This is a genomic window from Stenotrophomonas sp. YJH_SMC_79, assembly GCF_059367995.1.
In genome coordinates this window covers 72,762-85,964 of the sequence record NZ_JCAFRK010000004.1, presented here as the reverse complement: position 1 = coordinate 85,964, position 13,203 = coordinate 72,762, and the positions used below count along the sequence as shown (strand labels likewise).

At 62.3% G+C, this 13,203-nt stretch carries 17 protein-coding genes; 5 read left to right on the top strand and 12 right to left on the bottom strand.

Annotation, left to right across the window (positions count from 1 at the left end; all coding sequences use genetic code 11):
- Positions 1 to 5: 5 nt before the first annotated feature.
- Positions 6 to 1,091 (bottom strand): site-specific integrase, encoded by a 1,086-nt coding sequence (locus AC5P57_RS15725; RefSeq protein ID WP_495219660.1) that lies wholly within the window; start codon positions 1,089 to 1,091, stop codon positions 6 to 8.
- Between the two features lie 103 nt (positions 1,092 to 1,194).
- Here AC5P57_RS15725 and AC5P57_RS15720 point away from each other — a divergent pair, with 103 nt between their 5' ends.
- Positions 1,195 to 2,112: a DNA-binding protein gene (locus AC5P57_RS15720; protein WP_134967903.1), complete on the top strand. Its 918-nt coding sequence runs from the start codon at positions 1,195 to 1,197 to the stop codon at positions 2,110 to 2,112.
- A 391-nt stretch (positions 2,113 to 2,503) separates the two neighbouring features.
- Positions 2,504 to 2,815, top strand: a complete 312-nt coding sequence (locus tag AC5P57_RS15715) for a DUF3653 domain-containing protein (RefSeq protein WP_164124174.1) — start codon at positions 2,504 to 2,506, stop codon at positions 2,813 to 2,815.
- Here the strand turns inward: AC5P57_RS15715 and AC5P57_RS15710 are convergent.
- From AC5P57_RS15710 to AC5P57_RS15670, 9 genes are all read right to left on the bottom strand, one after another.
- On the bottom strand, positions 2,750 to 3,877 hold the full coding sequence (locus AC5P57_RS15710; protein WP_180864297.1) for a zonular occludens toxin domain-containing protein: 1,128 nt from the start codon (positions 3,875 to 3,877) through the stop codon (positions 2,750 to 2,752). The two genes, AC5P57_RS15715 and AC5P57_RS15710, sit on opposite strands and share 66 nt — an antisense overlap.
- 14 nt (positions 3,878 to 3,891) lie before the next feature.
- Entirely contained in the window at positions 3,892 to 4,176 is a 285-nt protein-coding gene (locus tag AC5P57_RS15705) for a DUF2523 family protein (protein WP_180864298.1), read from the bottom strand.
- Positions 4,176 to 4,703 carry a hypothetical protein gene (locus AC5P57_RS15700; RefSeq protein ID WP_242884667.1) on the bottom strand — a complete coding sequence of 176 codons (528 nt, stop codon included), beginning with the start codon at positions 4,701 to 4,703 and terminating at the stop codon, positions 4,176 to 4,178. The genes AC5P57_RS15705 and AC5P57_RS15700 overlap by 1 nt, the downstream gene beginning before the upstream one ends.
- A gap of 191 nt (positions 4,704 to 4,894) precedes the next feature.
- On the bottom strand, positions 4,895 to 5,119 hold the full coding sequence (locus AC5P57_RS15695) for a hypothetical protein (RefSeq protein WP_180864300.1): 225 nt from the start codon (positions 5,117 to 5,119) through the stop codon (positions 4,895 to 4,897).
- A 573-nt stretch (positions 5,120 to 5,692) separates the two neighbouring features.
- Positions 5,693 to 5,959: a hypothetical protein gene (locus AC5P57_RS15690; protein ID WP_180864301.1), complete on the bottom strand. Its 267-nt coding sequence runs from the start codon at positions 5,957 to 5,959 to the stop codon at positions 5,693 to 5,695.
- A gap of 247 nt (positions 5,960 to 6,206) precedes the next feature.
- Positions 6,207 to 6,530 (bottom strand): single-stranded DNA-binding protein, encoded by a 324-nt coding sequence (locus tag AC5P57_RS15685; protein WP_180864302.1) that lies wholly within the window; start codon positions 6,528 to 6,530, stop codon positions 6,207 to 6,209.
- A gap of 2 nt (positions 6,531 to 6,532) precedes the next feature.
- Positions 6,533 to 7,357 carry a rolling circle replication-associated protein gene (locus AC5P57_RS15680; protein WP_242884669.1) on the bottom strand — a complete coding sequence of 275 codons (825 nt, stop codon included), beginning with the start codon at positions 7,355 to 7,357 and terminating at the stop codon, positions 6,533 to 6,535.
- A gap of 20 nt (positions 7,358 to 7,377) precedes the next feature.
- The gene (locus AC5P57_RS15675) at positions 7,378 to 7,617 is read right to left on the bottom strand and encodes a hypothetical protein (RefSeq protein WP_180864304.1); all 240 of its coding nucleotides are present in this window, start codon (positions 7,615 to 7,617) and stop codon (positions 7,378 to 7,380) included.
- Between the two features lie 643 nt (positions 7,618 to 8,260).
- Positions 8,261 to 8,545, bottom strand: coding sequence for a hypothetical protein (locus AC5P57_RS15670; RefSeq protein WP_099603893.1), 285 nt, complete (start codon positions 8,543 to 8,545; stop codon positions 8,261 to 8,263).
- 137 nt (positions 8,546 to 8,682) lie between these two features.
- Between AC5P57_RS15670 and AC5P57_RS15665 the strand changes: the two genes are divergently transcribed.
- Positions 8,683 to 9,144: a DUF3693 domain-containing protein gene (locus AC5P57_RS15665; RefSeq protein ID WP_495219659.1), complete on the top strand. Its 462-nt coding sequence runs from the start codon at positions 8,683 to 8,685 to the stop codon at positions 9,142 to 9,144.
- 287 nt (positions 9,145 to 9,431) lie between these two features.
- Here AC5P57_RS15665 and AC5P57_RS15660 read toward each other — a convergent pair whose 3' ends face one another.
- Both AC5P57_RS15660 and AC5P57_RS15655 read right to left on the bottom strand, forming a co-directional pair.
- Positions 9,432 to 9,752: a hypothetical protein gene (locus AC5P57_RS15660; protein WP_099552222.1), complete on the bottom strand. Its 321-nt coding sequence runs from the start codon at positions 9,750 to 9,752 to the stop codon at positions 9,432 to 9,434.
- A 71-nt stretch (positions 9,753 to 9,823) separates the two neighbouring features.
- Positions 9,824 to 10,303 (bottom strand): GNAT family N-acetyltransferase, encoded by a 480-nt coding sequence (locus AC5P57_RS15655; protein ID WP_262235136.1) that lies wholly within the window; start codon positions 10,301 to 10,303, stop codon positions 9,824 to 9,826.
- Between the two features lie 133 nt (positions 10,304 to 10,436).
- Between AC5P57_RS15655 and AC5P57_RS15650 the strand changes: the two genes are divergently transcribed.
- Entirely contained in the window at positions 10,437 to 12,632 is a 2,196-nt protein-coding gene (locus AC5P57_RS15650; protein ID WP_262235137.1) for an AsmA family protein, read from the top strand.
- Between the two features lie 72 nt (positions 12,633 to 12,704).
- Positions 12,705 to 13,190: a TspO/MBR family protein gene (locus tag AC5P57_RS15645; RefSeq protein WP_099552225.1), complete on the top strand. Its 486-nt coding sequence runs from the start codon at positions 12,705 to 12,707 to the stop codon at positions 13,188 to 13,190.
- Positions 13,191 to 13,203: the final 13 nt, after the last annotated feature.

The window sequence follows — 13,203 nt, the reverse complement described above, 5'->3', positions numbered from 1 at the left end:
CACCTCTAATCTTCCAGTAGGCGTGCAGCGGGGTTACTTGCGGCGCCGCCGGTTTGGAAATACCCCGCCACGCTCGAAACCGACCGATGCTCAGTCAGCTGCATGATCGCCGGCAGCGCCACGCCCTGGCGACTGGCTTCGGTCACGAACCCTGACCGCAGGCTGTGCCCGCCAAAATCCCCCTCCAGCCCGGCCAGGCGGGCCCGCCGTTGCACGATCTCACCCACCGCAGCGGGGGACAGGGCAGGGCCGATGCGCTGCTTCCAGAGCCGCCGGAAGATGGCCCCCTCGGTGATCCGGGACGCCTCCAGCCAGTCCTGCAGGGCGAGAGCGGCCCGGTCCAGTACTGGCTTGTCCGGCGTCGAGGTGGCGGTAACGCCGGCCTGCTGGGTCTTGCTGTGCTCAAGCCGGTAGATGTAGCCCACCTCGCCGATCCGACGCAGGTCGCGCAGGTCGGCCGCGGCGATCTCACTGCGCCGACGGCCACCGCTGGCGAACCCGAAGCAGAGTAGGGCGCGATCTCGAATTCCTTCCAGGCTGTCGTCGCAGGTGGCCAACATGGCCTCCAGCTCGGCCAGGGTGATTGCAGTCTTCTTGCGCGGGCGCTCGCCGCGCTTGACCGCGGCCCGCGCCGCGCGGCTGAGTACGGTCCGGATTGCCGCCTGCTCGCAGGGACTGGCCAGGTGTTTGAGCCGGTGCGCAGTGGACAGCACCGCAACGCGATGGCGCACGGTCGCCAAGGTCCACGGGCCGACCTTGGCTTTGAGGCCAGCTGCCACCAAGCTCTGGTCGACGGCTGGTGGAAGTTCCCAGGCCAATTCGCCGTCGGTCGAGCGGCGCTGTACGTGATCGACTACGAACTGGAGCACGATGGCTTCGGGTACCGGCAAGGCCAACTCGATGCCGTAGCGCGCCGCGTGCCAGCCGGCCCAGTAGCGCAGGGCGCTGGTGTAGCTGCGGGTCGTGTTTTCGGCTGCGGCTTCGGCCAGCAACTCGCGGACCGCATCGGCAGCCTGTTGGGCTAGCTGTTCGGGAAGTGCTAGGCAGGTGGCCGTCGCGGCAAGTGCGGGAATTGTAGAAATATCTTTCATACTATGTAATGTACGCTACGTTTAGACGATCATACCCACGATAATCATCACTTATCGCGTGTACGCTACCAGCAGAGTAGGGCGCCAGTAAAGGAGACTTCGCATGGCCCGGGGCATCACTGAATCTGACGTCCATAGCGCCGCCGACGAATTGGTCGGCAAGGGCGAACGCCCAACCGTCGAGCGGATCCGGGCTCACCTGGGGACAGGCTCGCCGAACACCGTGACCCGCTGGCTGGAGACGTGGTGGAAGCGACTTGGCACGCGCCTGCAGCCAGCGCGTCCGGACCTGGAAGATGCACCAGCGGTGTTAGCAGAACTCGCCGGACAATGGTGGGAGCTAGCGTTGAGTCATGCCCGGGAGGCCGCCCATCGAGAGCTTGCAGCGGCTGAGCAGTCACTGGCCGCCCGGCGTGATGCACTGGAGGCAAAATCCCGGCTTGTAGCTGACGAGCTGACGCAAATGCGCTCAGAGCGCGACGATGCTCTCACAGGAGAGAGGATTGCCGCTACGCAAGCTGCAGAGCTACAGCGATTGGTTGACCAGCTCCGTCTGCAGATGTCAGAGCTTGTAGAGCAGCGGGATGTCGAGCTTCGAAGAGCCGATCGAAATGAAGCATCGAGACAGCAACTCGACGCCAGGCTTCATGAGGCGCTAGAAACGGCGAAATCTGAGCGAGAAGACTGGGCCGAGTACACCAGATCTGTCGAGAATCGGGCGCTCAGCGATGTTGATCGCGCCCGACAGGAGGTGAAAGAACTCCAGGTGCAGCTAAGCAAGGCATCCGAGCAACACAGAGCTCTTGAAAAGCAGCTGCGCCAGGATATCCAGACCGCCCAAGCAGCGGCCGCCACGGCCAGTCAGTCTGCCGATATCCTGCGCGGCAGATGTGACGCGCTCGAGGGACAACTTTCAGGGCTTCGAGATTTGCCAGCTCAGCTGGAAGTTGCATTCAAGCGATCCAAAGAAGTTCGCATCGCTGCTGATGTTAGGCCGAAACGCAAGCGGCCGAAGCAATGAGCGCGCTGAAGTAGCACTTTTACTTGGAAGGATCGACGCCAGAAGGCGAGCCGAATCACCTCGGTTACTGCAGTCGAGCCTAGTGGACGCCAACTAATGGCGCTACTTACTTGATGGAGGCGCCAACTTCAGAGAAGTAGCACTAATACGTTGAGCGGCGTAACAACTTTAGTTGGGTCGGCTGTAGGTGGGGCAACTTCTCCCCGTCAATCACCAACAGGGAGGCAAGAGCCGAGCCAGAGGCCCAGCCATTGCCATGCAGACCCGACAAAGGCCCAGAATCGACGGATACGCCATTTCGCATAATGTATATTATGTTCTCAGGCTGCTGGCATGGCTGGCACGGCTCTTGCCCGGCCCCCGGCTCCTACGTTGGCATGGAGCCTGATCAATGCGTGATCGGAAACTAACCGGCCCTTGGGCCGGTTTTTCGTTTAAGGGTGGCCGACTGGTCACCCCCGAAGGCCGCGAACTACTGCCGGAAGATCTGGCATGGCTGGCCCTCACGGCTGCACAGGCACAGGAATGGCGCCGCATGATGGAGAACCGCCGCAGCCCCGGCAAGCCACGCAAACCGATGGCGTTTACAACGGCCAACGTCATCGACCTGGCCACCACGATAGACCGCCCGAGGCCATCACCAGTTCGAGGGATATGCCTTGATGCGCTCAAAGGTTCCCTCAGCGCCAATAGCGACGCCTGAGCGGGCCTCGACCGCATCCGGGCCACGACCATCGAAACGACCCATACGAGCCTCCTGCGTCGATTCTGAGGCCGTTTGGGCGGCTTCCTTGTACGGATTGTACGCAGGCCCCCAACGAGCCATCTGCACGCACTGGTCAATGCGTATCTGCCACTTGGTCCCTTGCTCAGTGAGGCACGTGCAGGTTTGGTTGATCCCTTCGCCAGAGGCCATGCAGTAGAGGCGCGGCTCAGACTTGACCTCGCGGCCATCCATTGCCGGCATTGACCACGGCATCTGGGCGATGCGTGGCGAGTGAGCCTCAACGTACTCCTGTGCGTTCGCGTAGTGCCGTTCGCCTGCAGCTCCTCCAACAGGGAGCGCACCGAAGCCCCCAAGGAGCGAGGAACCGAGACTCTTGGGCTCAGAGGCTGCAGCAGCCTTGGGCACCACCTTGGGCGTTTCCGGCCCCCAGAAGAACCACCCGATGCTGCCAAGGATCAGCAAGCCCGCGATCACGAAAAGCAGCTTGGCGATGCGTTGACGCCACGGCACTTTTGCCTTGGCCGTGTGCACCTCAGCGGAATCGTAATCGGCGTAGTGAACAACGGGATATTTCCACACCTCAAACTGAGCCTTGCTGCGCAGCGAAGACGATTTGACGTCTTCATAGCACTCAGTGAAACGGAAGATGCGCGCGGACCCTTTGTCGTAGCTGATCAGGTGTTCATGCGACGAAATCAGTGGCCGCAGATGCGAGTCCAGGTACATCGGACTCTGCGTGATCAGATAGATGTCGATGCCCTGATGACGGTGCGTTTCAAGGTCAAGGACTTCGGGCGGAACGGCACGGCCACCGGAGCGCGTGCGCCAAACCTGCTGCGCCTCATCAACGAAGAGAACCGCATTGGCAGGCAGATCACGCCACTTACGCGGATCGTCGAATTGCTTGACGAACGGAGCCTTTAAACCACGGAAACCGAAGGCGTAGACCTCCATTCCTTCGCCGTGGCGCTTGTACATCAACTCGATAGCGCGTAGCGACTTGCCCGCGCCGTTTTGACCTGTGATCAGGTGGAGCATGTGCCGGCCCTCCCCTACTTCTTCTTCGCAAGGCGCATCTTGAGCGCGCCTGCAGCTGCAGCGGTGGCGTAAGCCGAAAGGATCAGGGTCACGTACTTGTCAACGTTGAGGAACCCAATCCACGCAAGGATGTCGGAAGGCGCGCCTGCGAACGAGGCTTTGATCTGCGCGAGCAGCGGCGTAACGGCAAATTTCTGCGTCATGAAATTGATGCCAAGAAACGCCAGCGCGGACAGAATCCACTGACCCACACGCGTACCGAAGAGCCGGGAAAGACCGGCAAGCAGCGGACCCCACATTAGCCACCCCCTGTAAGTGATCGGCCAAGGATGAAGGCGGCATGTAGCCACCCAAGGAACAACACGTACGCAGCCAGAACGGCAGCGCCCTGGCACAGCAGATCAAGGCCTTTAACACCCATCTGGGAAAGGATGGTGTTGTTCAACGCTGGGCAGGAGCCGCCGCCGAGCCAGCCACCGGCATCAAGCCCTTCGATACTTTCGCCTTCGCTGATGCCAACGAAATCGGATGGGTTCAACGTCTCGCCGTAGTCGTCGTCGCCGTTGCCCTCCTTTGTGAGTTTCTCCACAGCACACCGCAGCATGTGCACTTGCCTTAACTCCGCGCACGCAACGGGATCACCACCGGTGCAAACGAACTGAGTGTTGCAAGTACCGTCGCCGGTGAGTGTGCCGTTGCCGTCCCCCTCCCCGGCGCCGCACATGTGCTTGCGCATGACAGCGAGCTGGCCGCAGGCAACCGCATTGCCTTCGCACTGGTACGCGGCTTTGCAATTCGTCGGATCACCTGTGACCTTGCCGCCCAAGCCCTCAGCCTGACAGCCCGCGCGCCACTGCTGGAAAAGCTGGGCGCATTGAATCTGGTCACCGCTGCACACAGGCGGTTTAGAACAAGTGCCGCTACCGCTACCGCTGCCAGTACCGGGGCTCTCACCGCCACCCGGATTGGTGCCGCCACCCTCCCCCGGACACGGCTTCCCACTAGCGTCTGTGCCACCTACAGGGCACGGCTTGGGATCAGGGCCGGGACCGGTACCACCACCGCCACCGGGGTCAGTGCCGCCACCACCTGGGCCAGTGCCGCCACCACCGGGATTCGTACCACCACCGCCGGGGTCGGTGCCGCCACCGGGATCAGTGCCACCGCCCTCGCCCGGGTCAGGGCCACCACCATCAGGCTTAGGCTCAGGCGGCGGGTAATCAGTGCTCTGACAGGTGCCAAGCCCTGAACTTGCAGCCATATCGAAGGTTGAATAGAACGCCCCCAAAGTGGGGTCCTTGTAGCCCTTGTACTTACAGCCTTTGTGACAAACGAACTCTTTGTCAGGCTTCCACCCAGTCTCTTCGGGACGCTTGTTGCAGTCTTGGTCACAGTCATACGCGATGAAGCTGGACTCGATGTAGCCGCCGCCGATAGCTGCAACAGCGACGCGACACTTGCCCTGAGCATTCTTCGGAAGGACGACGCATTGCTTGGCGGAATTGCCAGCCTTGAACTGCGGACTCTTTTGGCAGGACTCCATTGCTTCGCCTACGTCAAACGCATGCGCGTCGTTGGCGCCGAAGAGTCCCAGCGTTCCGAGGAGGAGCGCGATTGCCCACCCTGCAGGCCCTGACCTGGACAACGGATGCAGGGGCATACGTCAGTCCCCCACGCATTGAGAGCCGAGCCACATGGCACCGACCATGCAGACGTAGACGAAGTAGCCCATATACGGGTGATGCAACAGTTCCATAAAACCCCCTTGCCAAATGAAAAAGGGGCCACCGAAGTGGCCCCCACTGGATCAGTCGATCAGCTGCCCTTACGCGGCAGCTTGGCCGCAGTGATGCCCAGAGTGATCAGGGTGATGGCCGCAGCCACCGCGATGGCAATGCCACCCTTGCTGGTCATGAAAGTGGCCGCGCCATCGACGCTGGCGGGCATGTCGCCTGCAGCGGCCTGCGCGAAGGCCGAGGCCGACACCATCGAGCTGACGACCACCGCCGACAGCTTCGTGGCAACGGACTTGACGCGGGACTTCATGGACGGACGGCGAGCGATGGCGATGTTCTTCTTCATGGCAAAACTCCTGTTTTGAGGGATTAACGATCAAGGCGTGCACCTTTGCGAATCAGCACCATCGCCATGACACCGGCCCACACAAGAATGGTGGCTCCACCGAGAGCGGCACCTTGTTCTGCAGTGAGTGGCGGAATGGGCGACGGTGCATCGACCCACACAACGGAGGTGCACTGTCCGTTGCTGGTATCGAACTCAGCACAGGCCGCGTACTTGGTAACTACCGACTCAGTACCGGCCATGGCGATTACCCCGCAGCCTTCGCAGCAGCCACAGGCTTGACCTGGGCTTCTTCGATGCGGAGCAACTTCATTTCGTAGCGGTTGATTTCAAGGTTGCCGTACTCGCGGTTCACGCCAATGGAGCCCGGAGCCAGCGTGTAGAAGCCCGGCTCGTAGGCAACCGGCTTGCCATCAACCTCGATGGGCGCAACGTCAAAACGATCCGGGTAGTGGTGGCCGTTGTGCAGGTACGCTTCCTGTTTGTGCATCTTGTATGGCTTGCCGCTGGACTTGGACACGCCTTCGATGGTGTTGACCGAGGTCGAAACGATTTCGATGCGAACGTTCATGCTCAATGACTCCTGTGCTGTATGTGGAATTGGTCGCCATCAGGGGTAAGAACTTCGATATGCCCCCGATGGCTTAGGGCGATACCGGTACCGGTGAAGCCGTCGTAATCGAACGGCGAGAAGAAGGCCCAGCCTGCGGACAGGCCAGCCGTGAGAACCCATGCAGAAACCTTGGTGATGATCGACGCACCGAACTTGGTTTTTTCAGTGATGCTGATGTGCCGCTTCTTAGGGTGGCTTTCGTGATGGATCACCCCTTTCAGCCACCTGGGCGCAGTGGCAAACGCAACAGGTGCGCGCTCCACCATCTTTAGGCCACCAAAGCCCCACAGACGTGCACCCTTGGGCAAGTGATGGCCGGACTTCGACTCAGCCTTGCTGGCGTACTTGGTGATGTAACCAACCGGCGATTTAGCGAACACGGCATTGGTTGAGCCATGTGGCCACCAGCCCTGCTGATCGGGCAGCGGAGGCGTAACGCCCTTCGGGAACCACGCCACGATGTGATAGTGCGGTCGGCCAATCTCAGTCAGTTCCATCACCCACACGTAGTGGAACTCAGGCACGTCCTGACCCTTAGCATTGCGGCGGAACCACTCGCGGTAGTGCTTGATCAAGGCGGATATGTGGCCGGGGTCCCACTGACCATCACGCCGATACGTGAGCGTAATCAAGGCAACGCGGTAGGGGCTATTGCGGGCATACACACCCGTCTTTCCACCCTGCCGGAGAATCGGAGCGCCGAACGCATCACGGAACTTGTGATCGATTGCGAGAGCAGACGCTTTGACACCTTTCGCCAGCTTCGACAGGCGCGCTTGCTTCATTGAGGCTGTTGTGATCTCCATTAGCCCCCCTGCCCTTCAGACAACGCACCTACGCAGCGTCGCCAAGCGACGTTGAAGGAAGCAGCTGCGACAAGCGCAGCAATGAAGCCGGAAAGCAGCTTGACCGCCGCGATAAACGCGTCGTAGAGGCTCGCGCCGCCAAGCATCGACCACGCGTAGGCAGTGAACACGGCAAGCAGCAGGGAGAAGCACAGGAGGCCAATGGCGAGCATCGCGATGGCTTTGCGGAGAGAGGCCATTAGCGACCTGCCCGGCGAACAGCGCCATACCACCACGGTGCGGTGATGACAGCCAGGGCGAACAAGCCCATAGCCAACTCAGGTGCTACGACGCACAGGGCGACGCAGAGAGCCGCTACAGCGGCGAGGAGCAAAAGACCTTTAAACAGCTTGAGAAGAAGGTTTTCGTTCATGGCTGCGGAGGCGTCCTGATTACTTGTCACTTGTCGGAGAGAGAGACAAGCCCAGCTCGGCGCTTCGCGCCTCGCGGCCAAATAGTGCTGAGATGGCCAGCGAGTACGAGCGGGAACGCACCACGAAATGCGCAGCATGGCGGCGGTAATTGCGCGCATAGCGCCACGCCTGTTTCCATTCGGAACGTGTCATAGAAGCCCCTGTAAGCCCCGGTGTGGGGGTGATGCGGTGATTGGGTGTATCGGCCCGGCGCTGGGTCCACGTCGAACGCGATTTGCTACGCAAATAGCGCTCGCCCCGGACCTATCGATTACGCGTGCGGTGGGTGACGTCGCGCTTGACCCAAACCACGAAGGCAGCAATCAGGATCGGAAGGGCCATTAGAAAAACGAGGTGATCCAACTCACGCCGTGCGGTTGCGGAGGGATCAACGGCGGGTGCCGCAGGCACGGCCTGCTGGGCCTTGCTGTCAGTCGCCATACCCCACCCTCCCCTGCTGCAGGTCGGTGACCGTCTCCGGGTCGTCGGTGGGTGGTTCGGAGGCGGCGATCGCCGCGGCCGCAGCCCCCGCGGCCAAGGTGGCGGCGACGGCGGTGACGATGAAGTCCTGTCGGCGCTGGTCGGCCGACCTGGCCCACTGCCAGTAGCGGAAAAACCGGATTGCGGTGAGCGCTGCCCCCAGCGCCATGAGTGTCACGAAAGCCCCGATGAGGAGAAGAACCCCCGGAGGCTGTACCGCCAGCCACAAGCCCATATGGACCCCCTGCGCCCCTGTATCCCTGTAACCCCGCCTCACCGGCACAGGGAAGGCCGGGGGCGGGTGTCAGGATCGATCCTGACGGAGAGGGATGTAAGCTGATCTCCTAACGAGCTGTCAACCGGAGTCCTGACATGAATGCCATTGCCGATCTACTCGACCAGGCACGTGCTGGCGGAAACTTCAATTCAGACATGGGTTTAGCCGCGCGGCTGGGCGTGTCGCGCCAGACACTACACGCGTGGCGAAAAGGCACCGCGCCGATCCCGGATGAGCGAATTGCGCAGATCAGCGAGCTGGGCAAGCTGGACGGAGCCGTGTGGATGGCCAAGATTCATGCGGAACGAGCGACCTCACCCGTAGAACGCAGGGTGTGGAGATCAGTATTGGACAGGCTGAGCGCGGCGGCGGCAGTGCTGGTGCTGGTAGTGGTCGCAGCGCCAGGCGTCGCACGCGCTAAAGCTATTGATTCGCAAGGCTTTTCGGCGAGTGGTCAGCCGCATTCTGTATATTATGTTCAATTCACCATTGCCCGATCCATGCTTCGCTTGCCAAGGCCCAGGTCCGATCTTGACGCCAAGCCTGATTGTCACTGACCAATGGCGGTCAACCGTCCTTTTGGCCGTCCTTTCGCCTGCCCGCCGCCGGCGGCCAACCTCTGCAGGAATGGCGGCGAATCATGAGGATTTCCAAGTGACGGGCCGGGCCGGCGTTGCGAGCGCGCCCCGCAGTTGTTCTCGCCGTGACTACGTGCCCGCCTGGCAGGACAGCCTTCGCCGATTCGGCGCCGAGGCTCGAGGCCATCGTCCGTGATGCGTCACGTTAATCGGCAGATCCCATCCCGGGGAGCTTCAGGCCGTAACCCAGTGGCTGCCGTATCTGGCTAGGCACGGGCCCGCCTCGATGCGCTGAGGATGACCGCCACATACGTAATCAACGTGCCGGTCGCCAACCCCCAAACCTCCATCTCCCAGTTCCTCCGGTACGGCGATGGGCCCGTCATCGCCCAAACCAACAGCAAGGCGGTCGTCACCATCGCCATCCTGTTGGCAATCGAAATGAGCTTGTCGGCAGATTCATGGCCCAGATTGGGATCCCATCCGAAGAGCCAGCGCAGGCGCTTCCAGTAGTCATGCCCCACAGCCAACAGAAATAGGAACGCGCCCGCCAGCAGACTCAGCAAAAACTGTACCAATGGATCCAAGGGACATCCTCAAGGATTGAGCAGCCAGCCTGGGCTGGGTATCGCCGAACACGCGCGACGGACGCATCGCATCACAGGAACCTGTGCATCACAAAGACATCCACCAGGCCCAGCGTCCCATGCCGGAACGCCTTCGGTAACGTTCCCACCACTGCAAACCCCAACTTCCGGTACAGCGCCACGGCCGGGCCATTGGTACCGACCACGTAATTGAACTGCATGGCCAGGAATCCTTCCGCCCTCGCCCGCTCCAGGCTGTGTTCCGCCAAAGCCCGGCCCACGCCTTGCCCTTGTGCCGGCGCATCCACCACATAGGTGGCGCTGGCCACATGCGCCCCAAGATCAGGGTAATTCGACCCCATCTTGTACATGCCCACAACCTGGCCCTCCAGCACGGCCACATAGGGGGTCTGGGTCTGGAACCAATGCGTGCGAAACGTTTCGACTTCAAAAGCGTCGCCGAAAGGCAGCGCATCCTGCGTCGCAATGGCTGACTTGAACATGCACCACATGGCGTCGAAGTCACTTTCGCTGGCCGGTCGAATTTCCATGCGACTCCTGCAGATCTGAGGTAGTGGCCAGGCCGGACACTACCAGAATCGAGCTCTGGCGCCGTAGCTGCTTCACGCGCCACCGCCATGCTCTCCGCAATAGTTGAGGAAATTCCGGCCTTTAGAGCAGTAGATGCCCCCTGTATCCGCGCACATCCCGCACTGGCTTCGACGATGGCGCGTGCCTGCCTACGTCCTGCTGGGCATCTACCTGTTGTATCTCCTGGCCGGCAACATCTTCCTCAACACGCCCTTGTTCGACCAGGTCACCAACCGCAAACCGCACAAGTTCGTGATGACCACGGGCCCGGCCATCACGCTGCTGCCCGGCCACGTGATCGCCTGGAACGTGCACATGCGCGGCCACGTCAACCACACCGTCTACGTGCTGCATGCCGACCGGGCAAGCGCCAGACTGGCAGTCCTGCCGCTGTTCCAGCGCGAAGTACGGGTTCCGCGCCTGCAGGCCACGGGCGTATCGGCCGAGATCAGCCGTGTTGAAGAGGCCATTCCGCCGCCCCCGCGCAGCGACCAGGGTTGGACGCTGCGTTTCGATGCCATCCACAGCGACAGCATCCGCAGCGCCCGTTTCGGCAAGCTGCTGATCATCGGCAAGGGCCAGGGCACGGTCGGCTTCGTCAAGCAGCTGCGCGGCGGTCCTTCGGAACTGCTGGATTCAACCGTCACATTCAAGGGTGCGGACACCAGTTTCGACGGCGTGCAGCTACTGGGCAACATGAACCTGGCTGCGCGCTTCAGCTACCCGCGCCATTACCGGGACCAGGCGCCTGGGCTCGCCAAACTGAAGATCCTGCATGCCCAGCTGGATGTTGATGCACGCAGCCAGGGCCTGCGCATGGATACGGACGCCACCGCCCCGAAGATCTCCAGCGCACCGGTGCCCGGCCGCCTGCAGATTTCGGCGCACCTGATCGCCGGCCAGCTGCAGCCCGGCGATCACGCTCTCTGGCAGGTGCCGCTCTATCTTGGCGACGGTGCTCCCGACCGCGGCGTGCTGGCCCTTCAGCTCAATGTGGCCAATGACCTGCGCCTGCAGGCACGCCTGCCACCCCGGCCCGGCTCGGGCGGCGAAGTGGACGCGGACCTGCACATCACCGGTCGTGACATTCCCTTCCACGATCCCGCCCGGTTGCTGGAGCGCAGTTCCGGCACGGTGCGCGGCGAATGGACGTTCACCTCGCTCAACTGGATCCCTGCGCTGTTCGTCCGCAAGCCGTGGCTGCAGCTGGATGGCGGCGGCACGCTGAAGGCCGACCTGCGGCTTCGCAACGGCGAGCTGAGCGAAGGCAGCACGGTGGACATTCCCTCTGCCGAAGCAGTTGCCGAGGTGGCGGGCGTCCGGCTTGCCGGCACCGCCAGCGCGCATGGGGAACTGAAACCAGGCGCTCCGGGTCAGGCCCTGCTTGCCGTCCGCCTGCCCCACTTCACCGCGCGTCCCACCGATGCCAAGGACGTTCGGCTGTTCGACGGCCGCGATCTGGCGTTGGACCTGACCGGCGACGGCCGTTTGCAGGAACTGCGCAAGGGCGTCCGCGCCCATTTGAGCTTCAGCGAGGCCACGATTCCGGATCTGTCCGCCTACAACCGCTATCTCGGTTCAAAGCAGGTGCGCCTGCTGCGCGGCACCGGCTCACTCAGTGGTGATGCCACCCTCGATACCGATGGCCGCGTTGGCCATGGCACGGCCCGCCTGCAGGGGCTAAACACCAGCGCCAAGGTCGCCGGCCTGGACATGGGTGGCGATGTGGACGTGAACGCAACGCTGCGCCGGGGCGACTTCAACCAGCGTCATTTCGATCTCTCCGGCACCACGGTCGAGCTGCGCAACGTGCAGGTGGCCGGCACTGAACGCTCGACTGCGTGGAAAGGACGTGCGGCCTTCAAGCGCGGCCGCATCGATGCGCAGTCGCCTTTCCAGGTAGACGCCACCACCGATCTGACGCTCAGTGATGCGCGCCCCTTGCTGGCGTTGTTCGCCGAACGCACCGACTACCCGCGCTGGACCTTGTCGCTGCTGGATTCCGGCCAGGTGGATGCACAGGCGAGGCTGCGCTGGCGCCCGGGCCACCTGGTGATCGATGGCCTGCAGGCCGAGAATGATCGCCTGTCAGTGCGCGCGCGGCTGGATCTGCTGGAACAGCGCAAACGCGGCGACCTCTACCTGCGCTGGGGGCTGCTGGGTGCGGGGATCGAGCTGGACGGTGACCGGCGCCAATGGCATCTGGCCAAGGCACGCGAGTGGTTCGATCAACAGCCTTCCCTGCTGCCAGCAAGCCAGGGAACGGCTGCCGCCGGCTCTTCAGACTGAAGGCCCGCAGCCTGCATCCATTCGCAGCCTCTGTGCGTATACAAAAGCGCTTGTATCAGGGAGCTGCAAGGTATGAAGCGGAGTTCACAGGTTTCCGGGCTTCTGGGATGGGTGGCGATCACCTTCGTTGCGGCGGCCCTGGGTGCATGGGCATCCACGTCTGCGGCCAGCTTCTACGCCACCCTCACCCGTCCAGCGTGGGCGCCACCGGCCAGCGTCTTTGGCCCGGTGTGGACGCTGCTCTACGCCATGATGGCAATGGCCGCATGGCTGGTCTGGCGCGAACGCGGTTGGCGTGACGGACGATCCGCGCTGGTGCTCTATCTGGTGCAGTTGGCCGTCAACGCACTGTGGAGCTGGCTGTTCTTCGGCTGGAAGCTGGGCGCCCTGGCCTTCGCTGACATTCTTGTGTTGATTGTGCTGGTGTGCGCGACGATCGTCGCGTTTGCGCGAATCCGCCCGATCGCGGCGGTGCTGCTGCTTCCCTACCTGGCCTGGATCTCGTTCGCCTCGGCGCTCAACTTCGCCGTGTGGCGGGCCAATCCCGGGCTGCTGTGACCAGGTCGCCAGC